The organism is Azospirillum formosense (genome assembly GCF_013340925.1).
Lineage (GTDB): Bacteria > Pseudomonadota > Alphaproteobacteria > Azospirillales > Azospirillaceae > Azospirillum > Azospirillum formosense.
The window spans coordinates 14,820-39,056 of sequence record NZ_WHOR01000019.1; the positions used below are offsets into that span (position 1 = coordinate 14,820).

Sequence of the window (24,237 nt, forward strand, 5' to 3'; positions counted from 1 at the left end):
TCCGAAAAGAGAAAACCCCTCGCCGGAGCGCTCCGGCGAGGGGTTTTCCTTATGGGCCTTCGCCCGGGGACGAGGGATTACATCATCCCCAGCGCGCGCGGCAGCCAGGTGGAGATGATCGGCACGTAGGTGATCAGCACCAGGAAGCCCAGCATCGCCAGCAGCCACGGCCAGACGGCCACGGTCAGCTCGGTGATGCCCATCTTGGTGATGCCCGACGCGACGTAGAGGTTCAGGCCCACCGGGGGGTGGCACATGCCGACCTCCATGTTCACGACCATCATGATGCCGAAATGCACGGGGTCGATGCCCAGCTTGATGGCGACCGGGAACAGGATCGGCGCCATGATCAGCACGATCGACGACGGCTCCATGAAGTTGCCGGCCATCAGCAGAAGGATGTTCGTCACCAGAAGGAAGGCGATCACGCCCAGCCCCTGGCCGACGATCCAGTCGGCGATGGCCTGCGGGATGTTCTCCGAGGTCAGCACGAACGAGAACAGCACCGCGTTCGTGATGATGTAGAGCAGCATGGCCGACATGCTGGCCGAGGACAGCAGCACCTTCGGCACGCCGCGCAACGGCATGTCCTTGTAGACGAAGACGGCGATGATGAAGGCGTAGACGGCGCTCATCGCCGCGGCCTCGGTCGGCGTGAAGATACCGGAATAGATGCCGCCGATGACGATGACGATCAGCAGGAGGCCCCAGATCGCCTCGCGCAGAGCCTTGAGGCGCTGGCCCACGCTGGCCTTCGGCAGGCGCGGATAGCCGAACTTGCGGGCGCGGTACCAGGTGACGCCGCCCAAGACCGCCGCCAGCATCAGGCCGGGGATGACGCCCGCCATGAAGAGCTGGCCGACCGAGGCGGCGTGCGGGCTGCCGCTGGTGGCGACCGAGTACATCACCATGACGATGGACGGCGGGATCAGGATGCCCAGCGCGCCCGAGGTGGTGATGACGCCGGCGCCGAACTGCTTCGGAAAGCCCTGGGCGACCATCGCCGGAAGCACGATGGAGCCGATGGCCACCACCGTTGCCGGGCTGGAGCCGGACACCGCCGCGAACAGGGCGCAGCCCATCACGCCGGCGAGGCCGAGGCCGCCATGCCAGTGACCGACCATCGCCGTGGCGAAGTTGATCATGCGCCGGGCCACGCCGCCGTGCGTCAGGAAGTTGCCGGCCAGGATGAAGAACGGGATCGCCATGATCTCGAACTTCTCGATTCCGGTGAACAGCTTCAGCGCCACGGCCTCGATCGGCACGTTGGTCATGGTGAAGAGGAAGGTCAGAACCGTCAGGCCGAGCGAGATCGAGATCGGCATGCCGGTGAGCATCAGAACCAGCAGAAGGCCGAAGATGATGGCGGCGTTCATCGGTCGTTCTCCTTCGGTCCCTTACCGGCGGCCGGGCCGTTTCCGGGCTTGCGGCCCTCGTGATGGGCGATGTCGTGCGGGTGCAGGTTGTCGTCCATCTCGAACCAGTTGACGTCCTGCGCGGCGCGCTGCGGGTCGGTGGTGTCCTCCTCCAGACCCTCGACATGGCCGTGGTCGTGGTGCGGCAGCTCGCCGGTGCGCAGGAAGTTCACCATCACCTGAAGGAAGCGGAAGCACATCAGGTAGGAGCCGATCGGGATCGCCAGATAGATGATCCACATCGGCCATTCCAGGTCCGCCGAGACCTGCTCGGTGTCCGACATGTGCCAGACGAAGGTGGAACCCATCGTGCCGACGACGCCGGTGAACGTCGCGCCGGCCAGCAGGCCGAACACGATGAACTTCGACCGCATCGGGACGGACAGCTTGTTGATGAGCACGTCCACACCAACATGGATGCCGGTGCGGACGCCGTAGGCGGCGCCGAACTTGGCCATCCAGACGAACATGTAGATGCAGAGTTCCTGCGCCCAGGCCAGATTCCAATGCAGGATGTAGTCCTGGATGACGGGGATGCCGGACGCGTAACGGTGGACGACGGCAACGAAGATGATCGTCGTCGCCGCGGCCATCAGGAAGGCGATAAGAATCTCCTCCAGATGGTCTAGGATTTTCATGGGCATGGTGGCTCCGCGCGCAGGAGGAAGCGCCCGCGTCGTATGCGCGGGCGCTTGCCGAAGGCCGTGCTTTCGTTTTCTTTTCTTAGAAGACCGGGCGGGAGTGCCGCCCGGTTAGCCGAACCGTGTTACTCGCACTTGGCGGCGTCGGTCTCGGTCTTGATGCTCGCCAGCAGTTCCTTGCCGACGCGCGACGCCATGTCCTCGTGGACCGGCAGCATGGCCTGGCGCCACGACGCGCGCTCGTCCTTGGTCAGCTCGTAGAACTTGGTCTTGCCGGCGGCCTTCATCGCCTCAAGGGCCTTGTCGTTCTCTTCCTGGGCGATGTTGTTGGCGTATTCGGTCGCCTCCTTCATCGCACCGTCGAGCTCGGTGCGGACATCGGCCGGCAGGCCGTCCCAGAACTTCTTGTTCACGATGACCGCGTAGCCCAGATAGCCGTGGTCGGAGAGCGTGGCGTGGCTCTGCACCTCGTGCATCTTCTGGGTGTACATGTTGGACGGCGGGTTCTCGGTGCCGTCGACGACGCCGGTCTGCAGCGCCTGATAGACCTCGGAGAAGGCCATCACCTGCGGCAGGGCGCCGAGCGCGCGCATCTGCGCGTCGAGCACCTTCGAGGACTGGATGCGCATCTTGAGGCCCTTGAAGTCCGCCGTGGCGTGCAGCGGCTTGTTGGCGCTCATGATCTTGAAACCGTTGTCCCAATAGGCCAGACCGGTGATGCCCTTGTTCTCCAGCTTCTGGAACAGCTGCTTGCCGATCGTGCCGGTGGTGACCTTCACCAGGGCGGCCTTGCAGGGGAAGATGTAGGGCAGATCGAAGATCTCGAATTCCTTGGCGCCCAGCGGACCGAACTTGGCCAGCGACGGGGCCAGCATCTGCACGGCGCCGAGCTGCAGGGCCTCCAGCTCCTCCTTGTCCTTGTAGAGCTGGCTGTTCGGATAGACCTCGACCTTCACCTTGCCGCCGGTGCGCTGCTCGGCCAGCTGCTTGAACTTCTCGGCGCCCTTGCCCTTCGGGGTCTCCGGAGCGACGACGTGGCTGAACTTGATGACGATCGGCTCCTGCGCGGTGGCGGCGGTGGCGGCCATCAGGCAGCCGGCGGCGACGGTGGCGCACAGCAGCGAAACGAACTTCATAGGGGTCATCCTCCACTTGTTGTTGGTCAGACTGATGGTCCGACCTTTGATATTCTTTCATTGTTCGATAATTTCTCCCCCGACGCTATTGTGGAAATCCGTAGCTGTGAACGTGACATATTGGTTGCCGTGCCAACACCTCTCCCCCCTATGACCGGCGGTGCGGCCAGCGCCGCCCATGGCCTCGGCCAGCGCGGCCCGGTGCAGGCGATGCCCATCGTGGCGATGGCGCTGGTCGTCCTTCTGTTCGGCGTCTTCCTGTGGGTGCTCCACCGCAGCGAGCGGGAGGAGGAAACTCTCACCCTCATCAAGGACGTGCTGTGGGTGGAGCAGAACCTGCATTTCCAGCTCACCTCCGACGAAGAGAAGCTGCAGTATCTCGCCGAATCGCTGGGGCGCGAGGACACCACACCGGTGAACTACTCGGTGATGGCGCGCCACATCGTGACGGTGAATCCAGCAATCCAGCGCGTGGTGCGGTTGGACCCGCAGGGGCGGCCGGTGCGGTCGGAACCGCCGGTGGACGACGGGCCGGTGCTGGACGACGCCTTCGGCCCCAGCCCGCGCGCCGACGCCTTCCTGATCGCCCGCTCCTCGGGCCGCCGCGCCTATTCGGCGCCTTACCGGCTGGGGGCCACGGACACCGCCTTCGAAATCGTCATTCCCATCTTCCGCGGGCAGGAGTTTGCCGGCGCGCTCGCCGGCGTGCTGTCGATCGACGCGTTGCTGACCCACCACGTTCCCTGGTGGTTCGCCCAGCGCTACCAGCTTGAGGTCATCGACCCCTATGGAGCGGTGCTGGGGACGAAGTCGCGCATTGCCATGCCCGAACCTCGGCGCAGCCACGTCGTGCCCTTCGATCCGCCGGGGCACGGCCTGACCCTGGTCGCCACGCTGCATCAGCTGTCCGGCAACCTTGGGCGCAACATCCTGATCGCCGCCATCTTCGCGCTGACCGTCTCGGCGCTGTGGAGCCTGTGGGCGGTGCGCCGCCACATCGCCCGGCGCATCCGGGCGGAGGAGGCCCTGCGCGCCGAGCACGCCTTCCGCAAGGCGATGGAGGACAGCCTGACCGTGGGCATGCGCGCCCGCGATCTGGAAGGGCGGATCATCTATGTGAATCCGGCCTTCTGCCGGATGGTCGGCTGGACGGCGGAGGAGTTGGTGGGGGCGGGGCCGGTCATGCCTTATTGGCTGCCCGAGGATCTTGTCCACACCGAGGAGGTCTTTCGTGCCGTCCTGGCCGGCAACGCGCCGGCCAACGGCTTCGAGCTGCGCTTCCGCCGCGCCAACGGCGAGCGGTTCGAAGCGCTGATCTACGAGGCCCCGCTGATCGACGCCAAGGGGCGGCACACCGGCTGGATGGGCTCCGTCCTCGACATCACCGAGCGCAAGCGGGCGGAGGAACTGGCCCGCCAACAGCAGGAACGGCTCCAGCAGACGGCCCGGCTCATCACCATGGGCGAAATGGCCTCCACCCTGGCGCATGAGCTGAACCAGCCGCTGTCGGCCATCGCCAGCTACTGCACCGGCTGCCTCAACCGCCTTCAGGCCGGCAGCATCCGGCCGGACGAACTGGCGACGGCGCTTGAGAAGCTGTCCGGGCAGGCCAAGCGGGCCGGCCAGATCATCCGGCGGATCCACGACTTCGTGCGCAAGAGCGAACCGAACGTCGCACCCTGTTGCCTGTCGCAGGTGCTGGAGGATTGCGTGGCGCTGATGGAGGCCGACGCCCGCCAGCAGGGGGTGAGGCTGGTGCTGGAGATGGGGCAGGGTTTGCCGACGGTGATGGCCGACCGCATCCTGCTCCAACAGGTGGTGGTCAATCTGATGCGCAACGGAATCGAAGCGATGGCGGCGGCCCGTCGCGACCGCCGCCGGCTGAGCGTGACGGTGCAGGAGGTCGACGGGTCGGTCCTGACGCGCATCCAGGACCGCGGCTGTGGCATTTCGCCCGAAAATGCGGAAAAACTGTTCTCTCCCTTCTTCACCACCAAGACCGAGGGCATGGGCATGGGCCTGAACATCTGCCGGTCCATCATCGAACACCATCAGGGGCGCCTGTGGTTCGAGCCCGCGCCGGAGGGCGGCACCGTCTTCCTCTTCTCCCTGCCGGTCCTGTCGGAGCCGTCGGCGACGGGCGCGGCGGACTCCCATGACGTGAGAGCGGCCGATGTGTGAGCCGAAGCTGCACATCGTCGACGACGACGAGGCGATCCGAGACGCCATGGGCTGGCTGTTCCAATCGCGCAACGTGCCGGTGGCCTCCTGGCCGTCGGCGGAGGCGTTCCTGGCCGACTACGATCCCGCCATGGCCGGCTGCCTTCTGCTCGACATCCGCATGGAAGGCATGAGCGGCCTGGAATTGTTCGACCGGCTGTCCGCCATGGGCTGCCGGATGCCCGTGCTGTTCCTGACCGGCCATGGCGACGTGCCCATTGCCGTGTCCGCCTTGAAGAAGGGCGCCCGCGACTTCGTGGAGAAGCCCTTCAACGACAACGACCTCGTCGACCGGGTGATCGAGGCGCTGGCCTTCGATGCCGGAGAGCGGGCGAGACAGGCCGGCCAGGCCGGTGTGGCCGCCCGCCTGGCGACCCTGACCCAGCGCGAACGGCAGGTGATGGGTCTGGTGGTCGCCGGCAAGCTGAACAAAGTCATCGCCGACGAACTGGGGATCAGCATGAGGACCGTCGAGGTGCATCGCGCCCACGTCTTCGAGAAGATGGGCGTCAAGACGGCGGTGGAACTGGCCCGCATACTCGCGACGGTGGGGTGAGGGAAGAGGGAGGGCAACCGACGGGCTTGACAGGCGGACCGTTGCGGGCGACCCATTGGGGTGGGAAGCGCACCGTCTTCCTCTTTCCAATCCGGACGCCGTTCCGTTTCCGTCAAAGGTCGGAGAGTGTCTTGCGCCTGCCCTCATCGACGCTTGGCCTGGGGCTGGCCGCCATTGCCCCGCTGCTGCTCTTCCTGGCGGTGGTGGTCTGGATTCTGGATATCCGGCAGCAGGATGTGCTGGAGGCGGAGTTGGCGGCGCAGGCCCGTTCCGTGATGGTCGCCATCGACCGGGAGCTGGAAAGCAAGGCCCGCCCACTGGAGCTTCTGGCCGCACTGAGCCGTGACACGGTGGACGATCTCGCCTTGCTGAAGTCGCAGGCCGCGGAGGCCGTGCGCAGCCAACCGGGCTGGCTGGCGATTGGAATGGTGAGGGTGGAGGATATGTCCCTCCGCTTCCACACCCAATACCCGCTGGGCGCCCCCCTGCCACCGCCGCGTCTGGACGAGGTGACCCGACAGGTGGTCGCCACGCAGCGGACGGTGGTCGGCGGGGTTTTGCCTCCGGGCGGGCCGCCGGGGCGTCCGGCGCTGATTGTTCGTGCGCCGATCCTGGACCCTGAAGGCCATCCGGGCGCGTCCGTCCGGCACGTCCTGTCGCTGGCGGTCGGGCTGGACGGGTTGGCCGCGGTGCTGCGCGGATCGGGAATCCCTCAGGCATGGACGGTGTCGGTCGTCGATCCGTCCATGGTCATCGCCGCGCGGTCCCACGACCCCGACCTGCATGTCGGCCAGAAGGTCAGGGATCAGATGGTTCCCCGGCTCGTCGAACAGCATCCGAAACTGTTTTCGGCGACGACGCGGGAGGGGCACAAGGCGCTGGTTCTCGTTCACCGGTCGCAGCAGACCGGCTGGTCCATCATCGTGGCCGTCCCGTTCGAGCAGATCAGCGACCAGTTGAACCGGACGCGCACCACCATCCTGGCCGGTGCGGCGGGGGCCGGTCTGGCAACGCTGGTCCTGTCGCTGGTGGTGACGCGCCATGTCCGGCGCCGCCGCCACGCGGAACGCGAGGCCCGTCAGGCCCGCGAAGCCATGCTGGCGGAGCAGCGCCGCCGCCTGGAGGCGGAGAAGGAACATGCGGAGGCCGCCAACCTCGCAAAATCCGATTTCCTGGCGAACATGAGCCACGAACTGCGCACGCCGCTGAACGCGATCATCGGCTTCAGCGAGGCATTGCTGTCGGGTCTGTTCGGCCCAAGCCCACCGAAGCACCAGGAATACATCGCCAGCATCCACGCTTCCGGTCAGCATCTGCTATCGCTGGTCAACGACGTGCTGGATATGGCCAAGGTGGAGGCGGGGCGCCTGGAGCTTTATCCGGAGTCGGTTCGGGTTGCCGTCCTGCTGAGCGAATGCGTCGAGCTGTTGGAGGCGCTGGCCTGTCAGAAGGGCGTGCGGATGGAATGCTCCCCCGTCGAACCCGGCCTCACGGTGACGGCCGACGCCATCCGGTTGCGGCAGGCCGTCCTGAATCTGCTGTCCAACGCCATCAAGTTCACGCCCCTGGGGGGGTGGGTTCGCGTGGAAGCGACGCGTGGAGGGGATGGCTCCGTGACGGTGACGGTCGCCGATACCGGCATCGGCATGTCACCGGAGGACATCAAGATCGCACTGGAGCCCTTCCGCCAAGTGAACAACTACATGACCAAGGCCCATTCCGGAACGGGGCTGGGGTTGCCGCTCGCCAAACGTTTTGTGGAAGCCCACGGCGGGCGGCTGACGTTGAGCAGTGCCCCCGGAGAAGGCACGGTGGTGAACATCATCCTTCCGGGCACCCTGTCGCCCACCATCCCGCCGGCCGAACGCGAGGCTGTCCTGCTGTTCAAGGCGGAATGATGCGGCCCGGTGAAGGGCGCGTGGCGGTCAAGCCGCTTTGCGCCTCAGGCAGGCTTCCATGTGGTCGAGACCGTTGACCAACTCTTCCGCCGCCTGGTCGGCGATGGCGCGGGCGAAGGCCCAGGAGTCGTCCGTGGCGATGCGCGCGGCCTCGACGCGGGCGCACAGCCGGTTGTGCTGGCCGCGCAGGGCGTCCAGGGTGCGTTCCATGTTCTCCCGGCTCATGGCTTCACGAGCCTCGGGGCCGGACCGCTCAACCAGCGACCGCAGCCGGTCCAGCCGGTCGGCGGTTGCCTGGAGAAGGTCGCGGCATTCGACATCGTAAGCGTGCCGGTTGCGGCAGCCCATTTCTCACTCCTCCCTTCGGAACGCTTGGGGACCGCTCGCCTGATCGTCAGGACTTCGGTCCGGAGCGGCGCTGCATTGCGGATGGGTTTTTCCGCAGTATGTGCATTGCAACAAAAATTCTGCTGCGGCGCCAAAATAAGAAATCCGTACGGTTGCCTTTCATAGACGTATGAAAAGCATTTCCAGTTCCCAAGAACTTGAAGTTTTGTGTATCCAGCCCAGTCGGGAGCGTCCCGTGCCGCTCCGAGGTCTTTGGATTTCTTGAATCCGATTGGGCTCTTTCTGCATCATCGGCCCCGCCTCGTCAAGCGGGGCAGGGGTATAAGACTATGGCGATTTGTCGCAGCCTAATGGAAGATCCCGATTGATGCCGAAAGTCAGAAAAACGGCACAAAAACGGTGGACCAAGCCCGAAATAAATCGTCGGGCTTCTGGATCAGACGAGAAGTCCGCGCTCAGGGGATGGCGTCTGCTGTTGCGGGGACTTGGAGGAATCAGGCAGCAAGCGCCCGTCACTCCGCCGCGATGCCGTAGGGGAAGTTTTCGGTGTTGGCCGGTTCCGGCAGCGAGGGGGGATGCTGCGTCGCAGCGTGGCTGGGGCAGCTCGGGCACTGGTTCGCGCAGTGGCTTTGCACCATGTCCCGCATCATCGGAACGCATTTGCCGCACTGGACCTGACGCTCATAATGCCGGAAGACGGAGGCCGGGGTGCGGGCGCCGTTCTCCAGCGCTTTGGTAACCTGCTTGTCGTTCAGCGCGTGGCAGATGCAGACGTACATGGGCCCCCGGCAGCGGTGCGTGTTGTGCGGTCTTGCTGGAGCCAATGTGCTGCGACTGAGAATGATTGTCAATTGATCTGAATCATGACGACCAAATTTGAGCGGATTGCGGCGGAATGTCACAGCCCTTGCGAACGGGGGATGCGGCTACCTCCATCGTCGAAGCCCTTCTTCGAGCGGTGGGAGGTTGCGGTGCTGCGAATGGGATGGTTGCTGATCGCTGGAATCGCGGCCTTCTGGTCGGGCGGAGCCACGGCGGAGGTGGGCATGCGCGCGCTGTCCTTCACCGACCCGGCGGACGGCGGGACCGCCCGCGTGGTGGTCTGGTATCCGGCGGACATGCCGGAAACGCCGGTGCGGCGCGGCCCCTTCACGTTCCAGGTGGCGGAGGGCGCGCCGGTGGCCGAGGGGCGCCACCCGCTGGTGATGCTGTCTCATGGGTCCGGGGGGAGCGCTTACGGGCATGCCGACACCGCCATGGCGCTGGCCCGGCGCGGCTATGTGGTCGCGGCGGTCCATCACCGCGGCAATGCCTTCGACGACGACCGGGATGCCGGCACGGAACGGATGTGGCGGAACCGCCCGGCCCAGCTTTCGGCTGCGCTCGATCACGTTCTGGCGGACCCGGACCTGGCCGGCCGGCTCGACGGCGACCGCATCGGCGCCTTCGGCTTCTCGGCCGGTGGTTACACGGTTCTGGTGGCGGCCGGCGGGGTGGCGGAACTGGGGCGCATCGCCGACCATTGCCGGACCCCGCCGGCCGGGGAGCGCTTCTGCCATCTCGGGAACGAGGAGACGCGGGCCCGCATCGAGGGGCGCGACACGCGCATCCGTGCCGCCGTCCTGGCGGCGCCGGTCGGCGTCACGTTCTCCAAGGACGGCCTCGCCGGGGTGGCCATCCCCATCCGCCTCTATCGGGCGGAGCGGGACGAGCAGATCGCCTCCTCCCAGGTCGAGGGGCTGCGCGACCGTCTGCCGGCACCGCCCGAGCACGAGGTCGTGCGCGACGCCGGGCATTTCGCCTTCCTGATGCCGGTGCCAGCCGCCTTCGCTGCGGAGGTCGGGCCGCCCGCCTGGGACCCGCCGGGCTTCGACCGTGCCGCCTTTCATGAGCGGCTCAACACGGAGATCGCCGATTTCTTCGACCGCGCTCTTGCAATCCAACGCCAGGGGCGCTAGCCCCTCGGCATGAGCGACACATCCGACACTTCGCCCGCCCGCGCGACCCCGGCGCACACCCTCCTGGGGCAGACCATTTACTTGGCGCCCGAGGGCTTCGTGCAGGACCTCGTGGCCGAACTGGGCGACGTGGCGGCGGTGGAGGACCGGCTGGTCTTCGCCGACGGGCCGGCGCGTCCGGCCGCCTGGGCGCAGAACATCTGGCACGACCCGGTGCGCATCGAGTTCGCCTCGATCAAGGAGGGGGCGCGGGCGCTGCGCTCCATCCAGCGCAACTGGGCGCTCTGGACGCTGCGCCATCACCGGCGGGCCAGCCTGATCCAGGACAACCTGCCGCATGTCTCGGCCAAGCCGGTGGTCTTCCCGTCGCCGCTGCCGACCGCCCCGCTGGGCTCCTGGACGCTGCTTGACGAGACCACCATCGTCGCGGCGGCGCGCTGCTCCAGCCCCTACCGCCACGGCGAGGTCACCTTCGTCGAGAACCGCACGGTGCCGCCCAACCGCGCCTATCTGAAGCTGTGGGAAGCGCTGACCCTGTTCGGGGAGCAGCCGGGACCGGGCGCCCGCTGCATCGACCTCGGCGCCTGCCCCGGCGGCTGGAGTTGGGTGCTGCACGAATTGGGCGCCAGCGTGGTCAGTGTGGACAAGGCGCCGCTCGATCCGGCCATCGCCGCCCTGCCGCGCATCGAGTTCCGCCAGGAGAGCGCTTTCGGCCTGAAGCCGCAGGACGTCGGGCCGGTGGATTGGCTGTGCTGCGACGTGATCTGCTACCCCACGCGCCTGCTGCGGCTGGTGAACCAGTGGATGGAGAGCGGACTGGCCAAGCGCTTCATCTGCACGCTGAAGTTCCAGGCCGAGACCGACCACGAGACGGCCCGCGCCTTCGCCGCGATCCCCGGCGGGCGGGTCCTGCACCTCCACCACAACAAGCACGAACTCACCTGGATGTGGCCGGCGGCTCCCGTCTGAGCGCGGCTATGCCCGGCGCAGGGCCAATTCCAGCGCGGGCTTGAGGATCGAGGCGGCGCCGTAGCCGATCTCCACCACCTCCTCCGCGCGGTCGAACTCCAGAATCCCGATGTGGGCGAGGCGGGGCGCGATCAGCACGTCCGGCGGCTCGCCGGCCAGGCGGGAGCGGGTGATGCGGTCCTGCATGATGTCGATCGACCCGGCCATCACGTCCATCACGTTGGGCGGCACGTTGGAGGCCGGGGCGCGCGTCAGCTGGTCGGCGAGGAAGCGCGTGCGCGCCGCCGGGCGCCGCCCCATCCAGGAGGCGATCTGCGAGGTCAGGGTGGAAAAGACCGGCGAGGTCGCATCCCCCGCCGGCGCCATCGCCACCTCCGGCACAGGCTGGGTCTCCTGCATCCGGGCCTGCTGCATCTGGGCCGCCTGCATTTGGGCGGGGTTGGCCTCCGCCGCCTTGCGCAGCTTGGCGGCGCCGCGTCCGGAGGGGCGGCTTAGCGGCGACAGTTCGCTGTTCAGGTTGACCGCGATCACCACGTCCGCGCCCAGCGCGCGGCAGAGCGACACGGGCACCGGGTTGACCAGAGCGCCGTCCACCAGCCAATGGTCGTCACGCCGCACCGCCGGGAACAGGCCGGGCATGGCGGCCGACGCCTGCACCGCGCTGAGCATCGGCCCGTCGCGCAGCCAGATCTCCCGCCCGGTGCTGAGGTCGGTGGCGACCGCGGCGAAGGGCTTGCTGAGCTGATCGATGGTGACTTCGGTGCGGTGGTTGCGGAAACGGTCGAAGGTGCGGTCGGCGGCCAGCAGCCCGCCGCGGCGGAAGGTGAGGTCGATGATGCCCAGCATGCCGAGCCAGCCCATGCTCTGCGCCCAGGCCTGCAACTCGTCCAGCTGGTCCGTCAGATAGGCCGCGCCGACCACCGCGCCGATGGAGGTTCCGCAGATCACGTCGGGCTCGACCCCGATCTCCTCCAACGCGCGCAGAACGCCGATGTGCGCCCAGCCGCGGGCGGCCCCGCTGCCCAGGGCCAGTCCGATCTTCAGTCCGCTCACCGCCAGCACCTCGTGTCTTGTGGGCTTGGTCAGGTTTGTCCGGCGCTGCCGCGTCGATGGGTGTCCAAAGGGATTTGGGGGGCCGGGCCGGCGGTGGAAACCCTTCCATCCGGGGGACGCGGAACGCGCACGGGGGCCTCCTCATGGGGGATGCCGAAAATTGTACCCGCTTTTGCCCTCTATTTGACTTGTATCAGTTTTTCTTACGATTACCTGTGGCATTCCGATGGATGAAAGAGTTTCCGGGGGACGTTAACCAAACATCAACTGGAAACGTCCAATGTCGCTCTCAACACGGACAGTCAGGGATGGCGGAGGTTGCCATGGCCCAGGATCTCAAGAGTTTCAAGAAGGACTGGCAGCGCTGGTCGTCAGCGGAGAAGCTGACGGCGGTGGCCATCCTGATCGTCGCCGCGGTCGCGCTGGGTGGCCCGGTGACCATCCTGTTCTGAATTGCCCCGGGTGACCGGCGCATTTCGCCTCACAGCAGAGAGGCGAGGGCCGCGATCCCGAACGCTCCCAGCACCGCGCCCGAAACGCGGTTGATCCACAGCATGGCGGCGGGTGTGACCCGGCGCCGGACCGCCCCGACAGAGGCGCTGAGCCCCAACCACCACATCGCCGAACCGATGAAGACGCCCGCGACGAGCAGGGCGGCGACGCCGGTGCTGCTTCCGTTCCCCGCCGACACGCCCAGCCCGCCGAACACCGCGGCGAAGCTGAGGATGGTCGCCGGGTTGGCGAGCGTCAGGGCGAAGGTGGAGACGTAGGCCCCGGCCAGACCGCCGCCGCCGCGGGCTTCCGCGGCGCGCTCCGCCGGGCGGGCGCGCAGGGTGCTCCAGCCCAGCCACAGCAGCATCAGCCCGCCGACCAGCTTCAGCGCCACCTGCGCGCCCAGCAGAGCGTCGGTGACCAGAGCCACCCCGAAGCCGGCGATGGCGCCATAGACCGCGTCCGCGCTGGCGGCACCCAGCCCGCTGACGAAGCCGTGCGCCGGCCCGTCGGCGAGGGTGCGCCGGATGCACAAAAGTCCGATCGGCCCAACCGGGGCGGCGATGCTGAATCCGATGATCAGGCCCTTCAGCAGGGCGGGCAGTGCGTCCATGGCGGATGCTCCGGGTGGATCAGTCTGAAGCGATGGGAAGGTTCGGCGTCTCCTTGACCGAGGAGAGCGCGATCACGGTGTGGGAGCGCACGACGCCGGGCAGCGCCTTCAGCCGGTCGGACAGGAAGCGTTCCAGCGCCTCCGTGTTCGCCACGCGCACCTTGAGCAGATAGGACCAGTCGCCGGTGACGTGGTGGCATTCCTGGACCGCCGGGGTGGCGCGCATGGCGTCGCGGAAGGGCGCGTCATGCTCCGGACGGTCGAGCAGCACTTCGACGAAGGCCAGCACGTCCAGCCCGGCGGCTTTGGGCGACAGCCGCGCCCCCCACCCCTGGATCACGCCGTTGGCCTGCAGCTTCTTCAGCCGCTCGTTCACGGCGGACACCGACAGTCCGGCCGCCGCACCGATGTCAGCGTAGGAAGCGCGTCCATCCTCCTGGATGTGCGCTATGATTTTGCGGTCTATGTCGTCCATGAGCGCAATAATTTCCGAGTATGCGCGATATGGCAAGGCTTATGTGCCGTTCAGCCGCCCATCCGGCAAATCTTGGAAGGCGGTGCCCGTCGGCGCGCCGTGCTCCGGATCGCCGTCGCGGGGGTTGGTACTCCTAGCCGCGGCCATCGCCACCGCCTTATCGCCAGGTTTCGGACCGGCGCAGGTCCTTGGCCCGGGCGGGACGGACGATTAAGGCGATGAGGACGGAAGGGATCAGGCGCAAGGCGCCGCGGCGGGGAAAAGAGCCGGGAAAAGAGGGCATGGCGGACGGCGGGGCGGTTCGAAATGCCGCACCACGCCCCACGCTGCCTTGCGGGATGACGACGGTCGTGGAACGAAGGGGAGTGGGTCAGCGCCGCCGCGGCACCTTGCCCTTGAAATGGGCACGATGGAGCTTCGCGCCGGCCAGATCCGCCCCGTCCAGGTCGGCGTTCTCCAGATCGGCGTCGGTGAGGTTCGCCTGAACCATGCGGGAATCGGTCAGCATGGCCTGCCGCAGGTCGGCGCCCATCAGATTCGCGGCCCAGGAACGTCCCGTGGGTCGTCCGCTCGGGTCCTTGATCTCCGCAGGGCCGAGGTTGACCCGCGTCAGGTCGGCGCCGGTCAGCTTGGCGAAGCTGAGGTTGGCGCCGCACAGGTCGGCCCCCATCAGGTTCGCGTGTTCCATATTGGCGCCGGAGAGGTCCGCCATCATCAGCCGCGCGCCGGTCAGCGCCGCGTCGGACAGGTTGGCGCCGCGCAGCGAGGCGGCGCTGAGATTGACGCCGCGAAGGTCGGCGCGGCTGAGGTCGGTGCCGTCCAGTTCGGCGCGCTCTCCGCGCTGGCCGACGCTGTCGATCCAGCGCTCATGGTCGAAGATCGCCCGCTGGATTTCCGACCCCATGCTGTCGATCGGGCGGGTCATGCAGGCGTAGCCGAGCTTGGCCCGCGAGAGGTCGCAATCGACCATCCGCGTGCCGACCAGATCGGCGTTGTCGAAGGTGCAACCGTCCAGCAGAGCGCCGGTCAGATCGGCCCCGTTCAGCCGCGCCCCGGAGAGGTTGGCGTCGGTCAGCACCGCGCCGGTCAGGTCGGCGTTCTGAAGCACCGCCCCACAGAGGTCGGCTTCCGTCAGGTTGGCGCCCGCCAGCACGGCGCCGGTCAGATCGGTCGGAATGCCGCTCTCCGCCGTGGCTCCGTTCTGAAGGCGGGCCAGGGCGGTACGGTGGGTCTGCCGGATGGCCTCGGCATCCTGAACGTCCGGACCGGAGCCGCGGCGGGCGGTGCCACCTGGTTCCAATGTGCCGGCGCGCAGGTCGGCGTCGCGCAGATTGGCGTTCGAGAAATCGGCGGAGCGCAGCCGGGCGCCGCGCAGATCCGTCTGCATGAGGTTGGCGCGGGTGATGTCCGCATCCCGCAGGTCGACGCCGAACAGATCGGCCCCGGCCAGATTGGTGCCGCTGAGCCGGCTGCGCGCCAGCTTCGCCCCGACCAGCCGCGCACCGCGCAGGTCGCGCTGCGAGAGATCGGCGCCCTCCAGGTCCGCCAGGGCCAGATTGGCGCGCGCTCCGCCCGGCTGGCCCGTGATCCAGCGGGCGTGCCGGTCCAGGACCTCGGCCAGTTGGTCGGGCCGAAGATAGGAGGAGGCCGACGCAGGGGTAGTGGCGACGGGGGGCACGGGCAGGATTCTGACGGGGGTTGTTTTCGCTATCCAAACTATGGGGGTAGATTCGTTACCGAAGACTAAACGGTAGAGGTCGCGGAAGTACCCCTTATGGTTGCCGTTTTTTGCCCTGCCGTTGTCACGGCCGGTCCCGGGAGGGACTCGGGCGAATCGGAGGTCCGGTCCGTTGTGTTTCACCCCTGTAACCAAGCCCGCAGCCTCCCCGGTGGCCTCGCGGCCATCCCGGCAAGTCCAGGAATCGCGGGCTTTTTAAGAACGTTAACCATTGGTTTCTTGACACCAGCGGGGGCTCTGCCGCCAAAAGTCATCGGACAAAAAGGGGGTGCTCTATGCGCCGCCTTGTTCGGGACCCCATGGAGGCATGATGACCGAGGCCAAATTCCAACCGACACCAGCAGCCACGCTCGGCCGGAGGGAACTGTTGCGCATCGGTCTGGCGACGGCCGCCGCCGGGATGGTGATGGCGCCGGAGGTGTCGGAGGCGGCGTTGCGCGCCCCGCCGCGGCAATTGGTCCTGCTCAACCTCCACACCGGCGAGCGGGTGCGGGCGGAATACTGGTCCAAGGGCCGCTACCAGCGCGACGGCCTGCGCGAGATCAACCATCTGCTGCGCGACCATCGCACCGGGGCCGTGCATCCCATCGACCCGAAGCTGCTCGATCTGCTGCACGCCCTGACCCGCAAGGTCGGCAGCAAGACGCCGGTGCACATCATTTCCGGCTACCGCTCCCCTGAATCCAACGCCTGGCTGCGCGAGCAGGACGGCAGCGGCGTTGCCCAGAACAGTTTCCACATGCAGGGCAAAGCCATCGACCTGCGGGTGCCCGGCCTGCCGCTGCGCACGCTGCAGCGCGCCGCGCTCAGCCTGCGCGGGGGCGGGGTGGGCTATTATCCGGACAGCAATTTCGTCCATGTGGATGTCGGTCCGAAGCGCCACTGGGCGTCCTGACCGGACTCCCGGGAGAAAACAAAAAAGCCCCCGCCGATTGGACGGGGGCTTTTTCTTGGGCGGGACGTTGTATGACCGGGTCGCCTTACTCGACGGTGACCGACTTGGCGAGGTTGCGCGGCTGGTCGACGTCGGTGCCCTTCAGCACGGCGACGTGATAGGCCAGCAGTTGCACCGGGATGGCGTAGAGCAGCGGGGCGACAAGCGGGTCGCAGGCCGGAAGCTCCAGCGACCAGCGGACCTTGTCGGACAGCTTGTCGATCCCCTTCTTGTCGGCGATCAGCAGCACCTTGCCCGACCGCGCGCAGACCTCCTGCACGTTGGACACGGTCTTTTCGAACAGGTTGTCCGACGGCACCAGGACGATCACCGGCACGCTCTCGTCGATCAGCGCGATGGGGCCGTGCTTCAGCTCACCCGCCGCGTAACCTTCGGCGTGGATGTAGCTGATTTCCTTCAGCTTCAGCGCGCCTTCCAGAGCCAGCGGGTACATGGCGCCGCGGCCGAGATACAGCACGTCGCGGGCTTCCGCGACCTCCTGCGCCAGCTCGTGCAGGCGCTCGTCGTGGGCCAGCACGTCGGCGGCGCGGGCCGGCACCTCGCGCAGGGCCTGGGCGATCTGCTGCATCCGCTCCGCCGGGATGACGCCGCGGGCGTGGCCGACCGTGACCGCCAGACAAGCCAGCGTGGTCAGCTGAGTCGTGAAGGCCTTGGTCGAGGCGACGCCGATCTCCGGACCGGCCATGGTGTAGAGCACCGCATCGGATTCGCGGGCGATGGTGCTTTCCGGCACGTTGACGATGGACAGGATCTTCTGGCCCTGGCGCTTGCAGTAGCGCAGCGCCTCCAGCGTATCCAGCGTCTCGCCCGACTGGCTGATGAACAGGGCCACGCCGCCCTCGGGCATCGGCGCCTCGCGGTAGCGGAACTCAGACGCGATGTCGACCTCGACCGGCAGGCGGGCCAGCGTCTCGAACCAGTATTTCGCCACGACCCCGGCGTAGTAGGCGGTGCCGCAGGCGACGATGGTCAGCTTCGTCGCCTTGGCGATGTCGAAGCTGGTCTCCGGTAGCGTGACTCGGCCGGTCTCCGGGTTGATGTAGGCGTTCAGCGTGTCGCCGATGACCTGCGGCTGCTCATAGATCTCCTTGAGCATGTAGTGCCGGTAGCCGTCCTTGCCGATCAGCGCGCCGGACAGGGCGGTGGTCTTGACCGGACGCTCCACCACGGCGTCGGTGGCGTCGTGGATCACGGCGGCGGTGCGGGTCAGCTCCACCCAGTCGCCGTCCTCCAGATAGCAGATGCGGTTGGTCAGCGGCGCCAGCGCGAAGGCATCGGAGGCGAAATACATCTCCCCCTCGCCGTAGCCCACGGCCAGCGGCGTGCCGTGGCGGGCGCCGATCAGCATGTCCTCCTGGCCGGAGAACAGCAGCACCAGGGAGAAGGCGCCGGTGAAGCGCTTGAAGGAGGCGGAGGCGGCCTCGACCGGGCCCAGCCCTTCCTTCTCCATGTAGTAGGTGACGAGGTGGGCGATCACCTCGGTGTCGGTGGCGCTTTCGAAGACGTAGCCGTGCTCGATCAGCTCGGTCTTCAGCTCCTGGTAATTCTCGATGATGCCGTTGTGCACCACGGCCACGCGGTGGGTGGCGTGCGGGTGGGCGTTGTTCTCGGTCGGGCCGCCGTGGGTGGCCCAGCGGGTGTGGCCGATGCCGATCACGCCCGGCAGCGGCGCCTCGCGCAGCTTGGCGTCGAGGTTGATCAGCTTGCCCTCGGCGCGGCGGCGCTCGATGCCGCCCTTGACCAGCGTGGCGACGCCGGCGCTGTCGTAACCACGGTATTCGAGGCGGCGGAGACCCTCGACGAGACGGGGGGCCGCGTCATGCGTGCCGATGATGCCGATGATGCCACACATGAACCTGCAACTCCTGAATGATGGCCGGGGCCGGGTGAACGGTCAACCGGGGCAATCTTACGCCTTTTTCGCTTTCTCGTTTTGCTTCCGTTCGCGGAAACGCTTGGCCCAGCCGGTGTAAGCCTGCTGGCGCCCGCGCGCCACGACCAGCGCGTCGCCCTCCACGTCGGTGGTGACCACGCTGCCCGCCCCGACGATGGCGCCGTCGCCAACCCTGACCGGAGCCACCAGCGCGGTGTTGGAGCCGATGAAGGCCCCGGCGCCGATGTCGGTGTGGCTCTTGGCGTAGCCGTCGTAGTTGCAGGTGATGGTCCCGGCGCCGATGTTGGCCTTCGCCCCCACCCGCGCGTCGCCGATGTAGGTCAGGTGGTTGACCTTGGCCCCGGCCTCGATCTTCGCGTTCTTGATCTCGACGAAGTTGCCGATGTGGGCGTCGGGGCCGATCTCCGCCCCCGGGCGCAGGCGGGCGTAGGGGCCGACCTGGGCGCCGCTGTCCACCCGCACCTGTTCCAGATGGCTGAAGGCCTTGATCTCGACCCGGTCGGCGACGACCACGCCGGGGCCGAACACCACGTGCGGGCCGACGATCACGTCGCGGCCGAGGCGGGTGTCCACGCAGAAGGTGACGCTGTCCGGGTCGGTCAGGGTGGCGCCGTTGTCCATGGCGGCCTTGCGCAGGCGGCGCTGGATCAGCTTCTCCACCTCCGACAGCTCGGCGCGGGAATTCACGCCGACGACCTCCGCCGGGGCGGCCTCGACCACCGCGCAGGCCATGCCGTTGCTGCGGGCGATCTGCACCACGTCGGTGAGGTAATATTCGCTCTTGGCGTTGCTGTTGCCGATGCGGCTGATGAGGTCGAACATCCGCGCGCCGTCGAAGGCCATCAGCCCGGCGTTGCACAGGGTGACCTGCCGCTCCTCCTCGGAGGCGTCGAGATACTCGACGATCTTCTCCAGCCCGCCGCGGGCGTTCAGGATCAGGCGGCCATAGGCGCCGGGATCGTCGGGGCGCATGCCCAGGACGACCACCGCCGGGTCGCCCGGCTGGCGCCGCGCGGCGACCATGGCGCGCAGCGTGTCCGGCGTGACCAGCGGCGTGTCGCCATAGAGAACCACCACGTCGCCGTCGAAGCCTTCCAGCAGGCCGAAGGCGGCGCGCACGGCGTCGGCGGTGCCGCGCTGCTCGTGCTGGACGGCGGTGGGGTAGGGGGCGACGGCGTCGGCCACATTGTCCATGCCGGGGCCGACCACCACGACCACATGGTCGGGGTCGAGCGCCCTCACCGCGGACAGCACATGGCCGACCATCGGCTGGCCGGCGACGCGGTGCAGGACCTTTGGCAGGTCCGACTTCATGCGGGTGCCTTTGCCGGCGGCGAGAATGACGCAGGCGAGCGGGCGGTGCGGAGTCATCGGATATCCCTGCAGTATTGGAAACGGGTTATGGCAAACGGGTGGAAAAGCGTGCGCATCAAAATCCGGGCAAACGGTCCGTCCTCAAGCATTGAGTGCCACATCCGGCGCCAGGACCCCAAGTCAACTTTTGTGTCAATCTGACATACACAAAACGCGGCCCGAGGGTGTACGCATCCCGCGCCAGCGGCACCGAAGGGCCTATGCCCGGGGAGATTGCCGGAACAAGGGGTCGCCGTCGGAGGAGGGGCGTGCTATCGAACGGAGTGCCGCTCACCTTTGGGCTATCATGGAACCGAAGCCGATGTCCGCCCTGTCCGCCACCATTCCCTTTTCCGCGGTCGTCTTCGACCTGGACGGCACGCTGATCGACAGCGCGCGGGACATGACCCGAGTCCTGAACCGCACCCTGTCCCGTTTCGCACGGCCCGCCCTGACGGAGGAGCAGGTGCGCGGCATGGTGGGCGACGGGTCGGCCGCACTCGTCCGGCAGGCCTTTGCGGCGACCGGCGACGCCCTGACCGAGGATGCTCTGAAGACGGCCCTGGCCGACTATCTCGACGCCTATTTCCGGGATGACGAACCCCCGACGCTCTATCCCGATGTGCCGGAAACCTTGGCGGCGCTGGCGGACAGCGGCGTCAGGCTGGGGCTGTGCACCAACAAGCCGGAGCGGATCACCCGGAAGCTGCTGGACGGGCTGGGCCTGTCGCCGCTGTTCGGCGCGCTGGCCGGCGGCGACACGCTGCCGGTGAAGAAGCCGGACGGGCGGCATCTGTCCTGGGTCGTCGAGGCGCTGGGCGGCGGCAGCGCGGCGATGGTGGGCGACAACCGCAACGACGTGAAGGCCGCTCGCGCCGCCGGCGTGCCGGTGGTGGCGATGACCTACGGTTATCCCCGCATGCCGGTGCAGGAACTGGGCGCCGACATCCTGCTCGACCGCATCGCCGATCTGCCGGACGCCCTGCGGCGGCTGGGCGCCTGAGCGGCCGGCCGCGCCGCCGGGTCCAGCGGGGGCTTCGCCGTAGGTCTCCTTCTTGTCATGGTTAACGAGAGATTAACAGTGGCTAACGAAAGGTAAATGTAGTTGGATGGGTGCATCGAATGGTGGTGAGCGAAGGAGACACCCGATGGCCCAGATCCTTGCCTTTCCCGGTAAGACCCAGACCGGCAAGACCCTGTCCGCCGACGCCCTGTCCGCTGACGCTCTGTCCATCGAAGCCAACACCGCCGCCCGCACCCCGGCCAACAGCCAGATCGATTCGGCCACCGCCGACTTCGACCGGATGATGGCCCACCACAGCGACCTCCAGCGCAAGATGGCCGAGTTCAACCGTCTGTGCGAGCAGGCGCTGGCTGAGCGGCCCATGGCCGAATTGCTGTACCATCCCACCGCCTGCAGCGGCAGCGTCGGGCGGGCCTGATCCGTCAACGAATCGGTGACGGCACCGGCTCGGGGGGGCGCTCTGCCGTCTGGTCGGTCTTGCGGGCGGCGGTGAGGTGGACGACGACCCCGCCGAATCCGCTGTCGGTCTCCAGCCGGACGGGCAGGGGCGGGCCGACTCCCTCCAGCGGGGCGATCCACAGATCGACGGGCGGGCGCTCCTCCCGGCCTCCGCCGCGCTGCCAGAAGGGCTGGCGCGGCGTGCGTTCGTAGCCGGCGATCGGCTTGTGGGACACCCGGCATTGCCGCGCCGCGCCCGAGAACACCGAATGGCGCGACTCCCCGACCATGGTCATTCCCCGGTCCGTGAAAATCATGTCGTACCGGCGGCGCCCGTCATAAATGGGCACCGTGCGCTGGCATCCCGCGCCTTGCAGCCCGGCCAGCAGCACGTCAACGACTCCGCTCAAGGGATCGCGACTCTGCCGGGTGAGTTCCTCGGGGACGGGGTCGCGGTCCTCCTCCTCCGGGGGCGGGGAGACCTGCGTGCGAACGCGGCCGTCCGGGCCGTACTCCAAGGTGACGGTGCGCGGGGAGCCGCGCAGGACGCCGGACTGGGTGTGGCGGATCGGGGCGACGCCGTCGGGCCGGACCGTGCCGACGCTGAGCGATCGGGTTTCCCAAGGAAACAGGCGCCCCAGAAAGCCGTCCGTCGCGGCGTCGACCTGGACGCTGTAGCGGTCCTCGGTCAGGGTCAGTTCCGCCCGCGCGTCGAGCACGGCCACACCGCCGACATGGACGCGGTAGTCCAACTGCCAGCGCTGCGCCTGGGCGGGCAGGGGGAACAGTCCCGCGAACGCCGCGCACAGCCCGGCGACCACGACCGCCGAGGGACGCGCGGCTGAGAGCTTTGCGGCAAATGCGGTCCGGTGCGTCATATCCATTGCCTCATCGGGGGCTCCGGGCGAAAGGGTTTCTTTGATATTGGTGTGAAACAGGTGCTTGACAGGAGGGGGCGAGGCCTTTAGAAACCCGCCTCACCGCAGCGGCGGCAACGACGCGACAGCGAAACGAGCCTGATGCCGACGCGGTTTTACTGGGATGGGCGCATAGCTCAGCGGGAGAGCACACCCTTCACACGGGTGGGGTCGTAGGTTCAATCCCTACTGCGCCCACCATCCCAAAGTCCGGTGGTTCATGGGCTTTGCGGATGGTACCATCCCCTTCACCACAAGGGCCGGTCAGGATCGGGGTCCGTCGGGCCTCGCATTGTCGTCTCTGCGGTGCGTCAGCGGTTGTTTCTTTGGGATGGGCGCATAGCTCAGCGGGAGAGCACACCCTTCACACGGGTGGGGTCGTAGGTTCAATCCCTACTGCGCCCACCATCCCAAACACCGCCTCCTCTTCAAGACATTGTTGGAATTCGCCAGTAACAGGCCGTTGCCCCAGGCGCGTGGCCACGTTCTTCTGCGTGGAAACCACAAAAATTCCCCGCTCATTCGCCTTATGCCTTTTTGAGACGAACGCCGCCGCAGTTGATTCAGATCAGCTACAGCGCGTGGGGTTTTCGTCTATCGCTTCCAGCATCCGATTTGCTCAATCATCTGGAAGCAGTGACATGGAAGATACGCGCGTGACCCTTCTCGCCCTCGGCCTGCTGGTCGTGGCGCTCGTCGTGATCCTCGGTTCGGTGGTCCTGTCTCCGGCCACCCTGGTCCTCCTGGCCACGCTCGGCGCCTGGGTGAACCTGACCTATCTGGTCGTCGTCACGCTGATGCGCTGACCCCGCCCGCGGGCGGGGGGCCGTACGGTCCGACCCGCCCGCTGGTCCGCCCGCAGGATGGAAAAATTTCAAATTCGCGCTCGCCCGGTTAATTCCATGACTGGACAGCGCCGGGCCGGCGGTTTATCCCAGCGCCGTTTATGACGCCTGTGGAGCACCCGCCATGACCTCCCTCGCCGCCGCCCGCCTGCCGGAGTCGGAACAGCCCCTGCCGGTCGTCCGCAGCGTGGACGATCTCCGCGCCCAGGTCGCCGCCTGGCACCGCGACGGCAAAACGGTGGCCCTGGTGCCGACCATGGGGGCGCTGCACGACGGCCATCTCGCCCTGGTGCGCCGCGCGCGGGAACTGGCCGACCACGTCGTCGCCAGCGTCTTCGTCAACCCCACCCAATTCGCCCCGCACGAGGACTTCGACCGCTACCCGCGCGACGAGGCCGGGGATTCGGGCAAGCTCGCCTCGGCGGGCTGCCATCTGCTCTACGCCCCCACGGTGCGCGCGATGTATCCGGAGGGCTTCGCCACGGCCATCTCGGTCGGCGGCCCGGCGGAGGGGCTGTGCGGCACCTTCCGGCCCCAGATGTTCGGCGGCGTCGCCCTGGTCGTGACCAAGCTGTTCCTCCAGGCCCAGCCCGACGTGGCGGTGTTCGGGGAGAAGGACTACCAGCAGCTCATGGTCATCCGCCGCTTCGCCCGCGATCTCGACATTCCGGTGCGGGTGGAGGGGTTGCCGACGGTGCGCGAGGCCGACGGGCTCGCCATGTCCTCGCGCAACGCCTACCTGTCGGCCGACGAGCGCGCCCGCGCGCCGGAACTGAACCGCGCGCTCCTCGACGCCGCCTCGGCGTTGGCCGGCGGCGCGGAGGCCGCCACAGTCCTGGAGGCGGTGCGGGCGCGCATCACCGCCGCCGGTTTCAGCTCTATCGACTATGTCGAGCTGCGCGACGCCGACACGCTGGCGCCGGTGACCCGCGCGGAGCGTCCGGCGCGCCTGCTGGCCGCCGCCTGGATGGGCAAGGCCCGCCTGATCGACAACGTGCCGGTCTTGCCGGCGTAAGCGCCGACCTCCCTTCCCCGGTCCGCGCGCCCTGTCCATGCCACGGGAAGGATCGCAGACCGGGCGTGGTGCCCTATACTCTCTGCCGAACGCGCGGCCGACCGCGAGGCCGCGCGCAAGAAATGAGGGAAGGAAGGCACCATGCCATATGATTCCGTGGACACCGCCCGCCGTCTCGGGTTGAAGGACGCCGAGCTGCTGCGCTTCCAGTGCTTTGTCGATGGACGGTGGATCGACGCCGACAGCGGCAAGACCGTGGAGGTGACCAAACCCGCCGACGGCAG

The 24,237-nt window shown here is 67.6% G+C and carries 23 protein-coding genes and 2 tRNA genes; 13 read left to right on the plus strand and 12 right to left on the minus strand.

The features are described 5' to 3' along the window. Positions 1-77: 77 nt before the first annotated feature. The 3 genes from GBZ26_RS04595 to GBZ26_RS04605 all read right to left on the minus strand — a co-directional run bounded on the left by GBZ26_RS04595 (position 78) and on the right by GBZ26_RS04605 (position 3,192). A complete protein-coding gene (locus GBZ26_RS04595; protein WP_174437808.1) occupies positions 78-1,376 on the minus strand; it encodes a TRAP transporter large permease in 1,299 nt (432 codons plus the stop codon). Beyond that, positions 1,373-2,059 carry a TRAP transporter small permease gene (locus GBZ26_RS04600; protein ID WP_174437809.1) on the minus strand — a complete coding sequence of 229 codons (687 nt, stop codon included), beginning with the start codon at positions 2,057-2,059 and terminating at the stop codon, positions 1,373-1,375. The genes GBZ26_RS04595 and GBZ26_RS04600 overlap by 4 nt, the downstream gene beginning before the upstream one ends. A gap of 122 nt (positions 2,060-2,181) precedes the next feature. Then, the gene (locus GBZ26_RS04605; RefSeq protein WP_174437810.1) at positions 2,182-3,192 is read right to left on the minus strand and encodes a TRAP transporter substrate-binding protein; all 1,011 of its coding nucleotides are present in this window, start codon (positions 3,190-3,192) and stop codon (positions 2,182-2,184) included. A gap of 129 nt (positions 3,193-3,321) precedes the next feature. On the opposite strand from GBZ26_RS04605, the gene GBZ26_RS04610 reads away from it, so the two are divergent. From GBZ26_RS04610 to GBZ26_RS04620, 3 genes are all read left to right on the plus strand, one after another. After that, positions 3,322-5,373 carry a sensor histidine kinase gene (locus tag GBZ26_RS04610; RefSeq protein ID WP_343207204.1) on the plus strand — a complete coding sequence of 684 codons (2,052 nt, stop codon included), beginning with the start codon at positions 3,322-3,324 and terminating at the stop codon, positions 5,371-5,373. Then, positions 5,366-5,968: a response regulator transcription factor gene (locus GBZ26_RS04615; protein ID WP_174437811.1), complete on the plus strand. Its 603-nt coding sequence runs from the start codon at positions 5,366-5,368 to the stop codon at positions 5,966-5,968. Before GBZ26_RS04610 ends, GBZ26_RS04615 begins: the two co-directional genes overlap by 8 nt. 131 nt (positions 5,969-6,099) lie before the next feature. After that, on the plus strand, positions 6,100-7,866 hold the full coding sequence (locus GBZ26_RS04620) for a sensor histidine kinase (protein ID WP_174437812.1): 1,767 nt from the start codon (positions 6,100-6,102) through the stop codon (positions 7,864-7,866). A 27-nt stretch (positions 7,867-7,893) separates the two neighbouring features. On the opposite strand, the gene GBZ26_RS04625 is transcribed toward GBZ26_RS04620, so the two are convergent. Together GBZ26_RS04625 and GBZ26_RS04630 are read right to left on the minus strand one after the other, a co-directional pair. Then, a complete protein-coding gene (locus tag GBZ26_RS04625) occupies positions 7,894-8,214 on the minus strand; it encodes a hypothetical protein (protein ID WP_174437813.1) in 321 nt (106 codons plus the stop codon). A gap of 512 nt (positions 8,215-8,726) precedes the next feature. Beyond that, complete coding sequence (locus tag GBZ26_RS04630) at positions 8,727-8,993, minus strand: (2Fe-2S)-binding protein (protein WP_174437814.1); 267 nt, start codon at positions 8,991-8,993, stop codon at positions 8,727-8,729. 201 nt (positions 8,994-9,194) lie between these two features. Here GBZ26_RS04630 and GBZ26_RS04635 point away from each other — a divergent pair, with 201 nt between their 5' ends. Beyond that, positions 9,195-10,172, plus strand: coding sequence for an alpha/beta hydrolase family protein (locus tag GBZ26_RS04635; RefSeq protein ID WP_174437815.1), 978 nt, complete (start codon positions 9,195-9,197; stop codon positions 10,170-10,172). Between the two features lie 9 nt (positions 10,173-10,181). Further along, on the plus strand, positions 10,182-11,141 hold the full coding sequence (locus GBZ26_RS04640) for an SAM-dependent methyltransferase (protein WP_174437816.1): 960 nt from the start codon (positions 10,182-10,184) through the stop codon (positions 11,139-11,141). A gap of 6 nt (positions 11,142-11,147) precedes the next feature. On the opposite strand, the gene GBZ26_RS04645 is transcribed toward GBZ26_RS04640, so the two are convergent. Beyond that, positions 11,148-12,203 carry a patatin-like phospholipase family protein gene (locus tag GBZ26_RS04645; protein WP_174437817.1) on the minus strand — a complete coding sequence of 352 codons (1,056 nt, stop codon included), beginning with the start codon at positions 12,201-12,203 and terminating at the stop codon, positions 11,148-11,150. A 314-nt stretch (positions 12,204-12,517) separates the two neighbouring features. Here GBZ26_RS04645 and GBZ26_RS30580 point away from each other — a divergent pair, with 314 nt between their 5' ends. Beyond that, entirely contained in the window at positions 12,518-12,646 is a 129-nt protein-coding gene (locus tag GBZ26_RS30580) for a hypothetical protein (protein ID WP_281427370.1), read from the plus strand. 29 nt (positions 12,647-12,675) lie between these two features. Here GBZ26_RS30580 and GBZ26_RS04650 read toward each other — a convergent pair whose 3' ends face one another. The 3 genes from GBZ26_RS04650 to GBZ26_RS04660 form a co-directional block, all read right to left on the minus strand. Next, positions 12,676-13,299, minus strand: a complete 624-nt coding sequence (locus GBZ26_RS04650) for a LysE family translocator (RefSeq protein ID WP_174437818.1) — start codon at positions 13,297-13,299, stop codon at positions 12,676-12,678. A gap of 19 nt (positions 13,300-13,318) precedes the next feature. Continuing rightward, positions 13,319-13,774 carry an Lrp/AsnC family transcriptional regulator gene (locus GBZ26_RS04655; RefSeq protein WP_174437819.1) on the minus strand — a complete coding sequence of 152 codons (456 nt, stop codon included), beginning with the start codon at positions 13,772-13,774 and terminating at the stop codon, positions 13,319-13,321. A gap of 370 nt (positions 13,775-14,144) precedes the next feature. Continuing rightward, positions 14,145-15,452: a pentapeptide repeat-containing protein gene (locus GBZ26_RS04660; protein ID WP_174437820.1), complete on the minus strand. Its 1,308-nt coding sequence runs from the start codon at positions 15,450-15,452 to the stop codon at positions 14,145-14,147. Between the two features lie 370 nt (positions 15,453-15,822). On the opposite strand from GBZ26_RS04660, the gene mepK reads away from it, so the two are divergent. Beyond that, positions 15,823-16,407, plus strand: coding sequence for a peptidoglycan L,D-endopeptidase MepK (gene mepK / locus GBZ26_RS04665; protein WP_247884758.1), 585 nt, complete (start codon positions 15,823-15,825; stop codon positions 16,405-16,407). 85 nt (positions 16,408-16,492) lie between these two features. On the opposite strand, the gene glmS is transcribed toward mepK, so the two are convergent. Together glmS and glmU are read right to left on the minus strand one after the other, a co-directional pair. Continuing rightward, complete coding sequence (glmS, locus tag GBZ26_RS04670) at positions 16,493-18,319, minus strand: glutamine--fructose-6-phosphate transaminase (isomerizing) (RefSeq protein WP_174437822.1); 1,827 nt, start codon at positions 18,317-18,319, stop codon at positions 16,493-16,495. A gap of 57 nt (positions 18,320-18,376) precedes the next feature. Then, on the minus strand, positions 18,377-19,732 hold the full coding sequence (gene glmU, locus GBZ26_RS04675) for a bifunctional UDP-N-acetylglucosamine diphosphorylase/glucosamine-1-phosphate N-acetyltransferase GlmU (RefSeq protein ID WP_174437823.1): 1,356 nt from the start codon (positions 19,730-19,732) through the stop codon (positions 18,377-18,379). Positions 19,733-20,036: 304 nt separating this feature from the next. On the opposite strand from glmU, the gene GBZ26_RS04680 reads away from it, so the two are divergent. Both GBZ26_RS04680 and GBZ26_RS04685 read left to right on the plus strand, forming a co-directional pair. Beyond that, positions 20,037-20,717, plus strand: a complete 681-nt coding sequence (locus GBZ26_RS04680; RefSeq protein ID WP_174437824.1) for an HAD-IA family hydrolase — start codon at positions 20,037-20,039, stop codon at positions 20,715-20,717. Positions 20,718-20,862: 145 nt separating this feature from the next. Continuing rightward, on the plus strand, positions 20,863-21,156 hold the full coding sequence (locus GBZ26_RS04685) for a hypothetical protein (protein WP_174437825.1): 294 nt from the start codon (positions 20,863-20,865) through the stop codon (positions 21,154-21,156). Positions 21,157-21,160: 4 nt separating this feature from the next. Here the strand turns inward: GBZ26_RS04685 and GBZ26_RS04690 are convergent, their stop codons facing one another. Continuing rightward, positions 21,161-22,054, minus strand: coding sequence for a DUF3108 domain-containing protein (locus GBZ26_RS04690; RefSeq protein WP_174437826.1), 894 nt, complete (start codon positions 22,052-22,054; stop codon positions 21,161-21,163). A gap of 165 nt (positions 22,055-22,219) precedes the next feature. Here GBZ26_RS04690 and GBZ26_RS04695 point away from each other — a divergent pair. From GBZ26_RS04695 to panC, 4 genes are all read left to right on the plus strand, one after another. Next, positions 22,220-22,294, plus strand: a tRNA-Val gene (locus GBZ26_RS04695). 132 nt (positions 22,295-22,426) lie between these two features. Further along, a tRNA-Val gene (locus GBZ26_RS04700) sits at positions 22,427-22,501 on the plus strand. 233 nt (positions 22,502-22,734) lie between these two features. Then, complete coding sequence (locus GBZ26_RS04705; protein ID WP_014240656.1) at positions 22,735-22,899, plus strand: hypothetical protein; 165 nt, start codon at positions 22,735-22,737, stop codon at positions 22,897-22,899. Between the two features lie 163 nt (positions 22,900-23,062). Further along, entirely contained in the window at positions 23,063-23,953 is an 891-nt protein-coding gene (gene panC / locus GBZ26_RS04710; RefSeq protein WP_174437827.1) for a pantoate--beta-alanine ligase, read from the plus strand. The last annotated feature ends 284 nt before the right edge of the window (positions 23,954-24,237 follow it).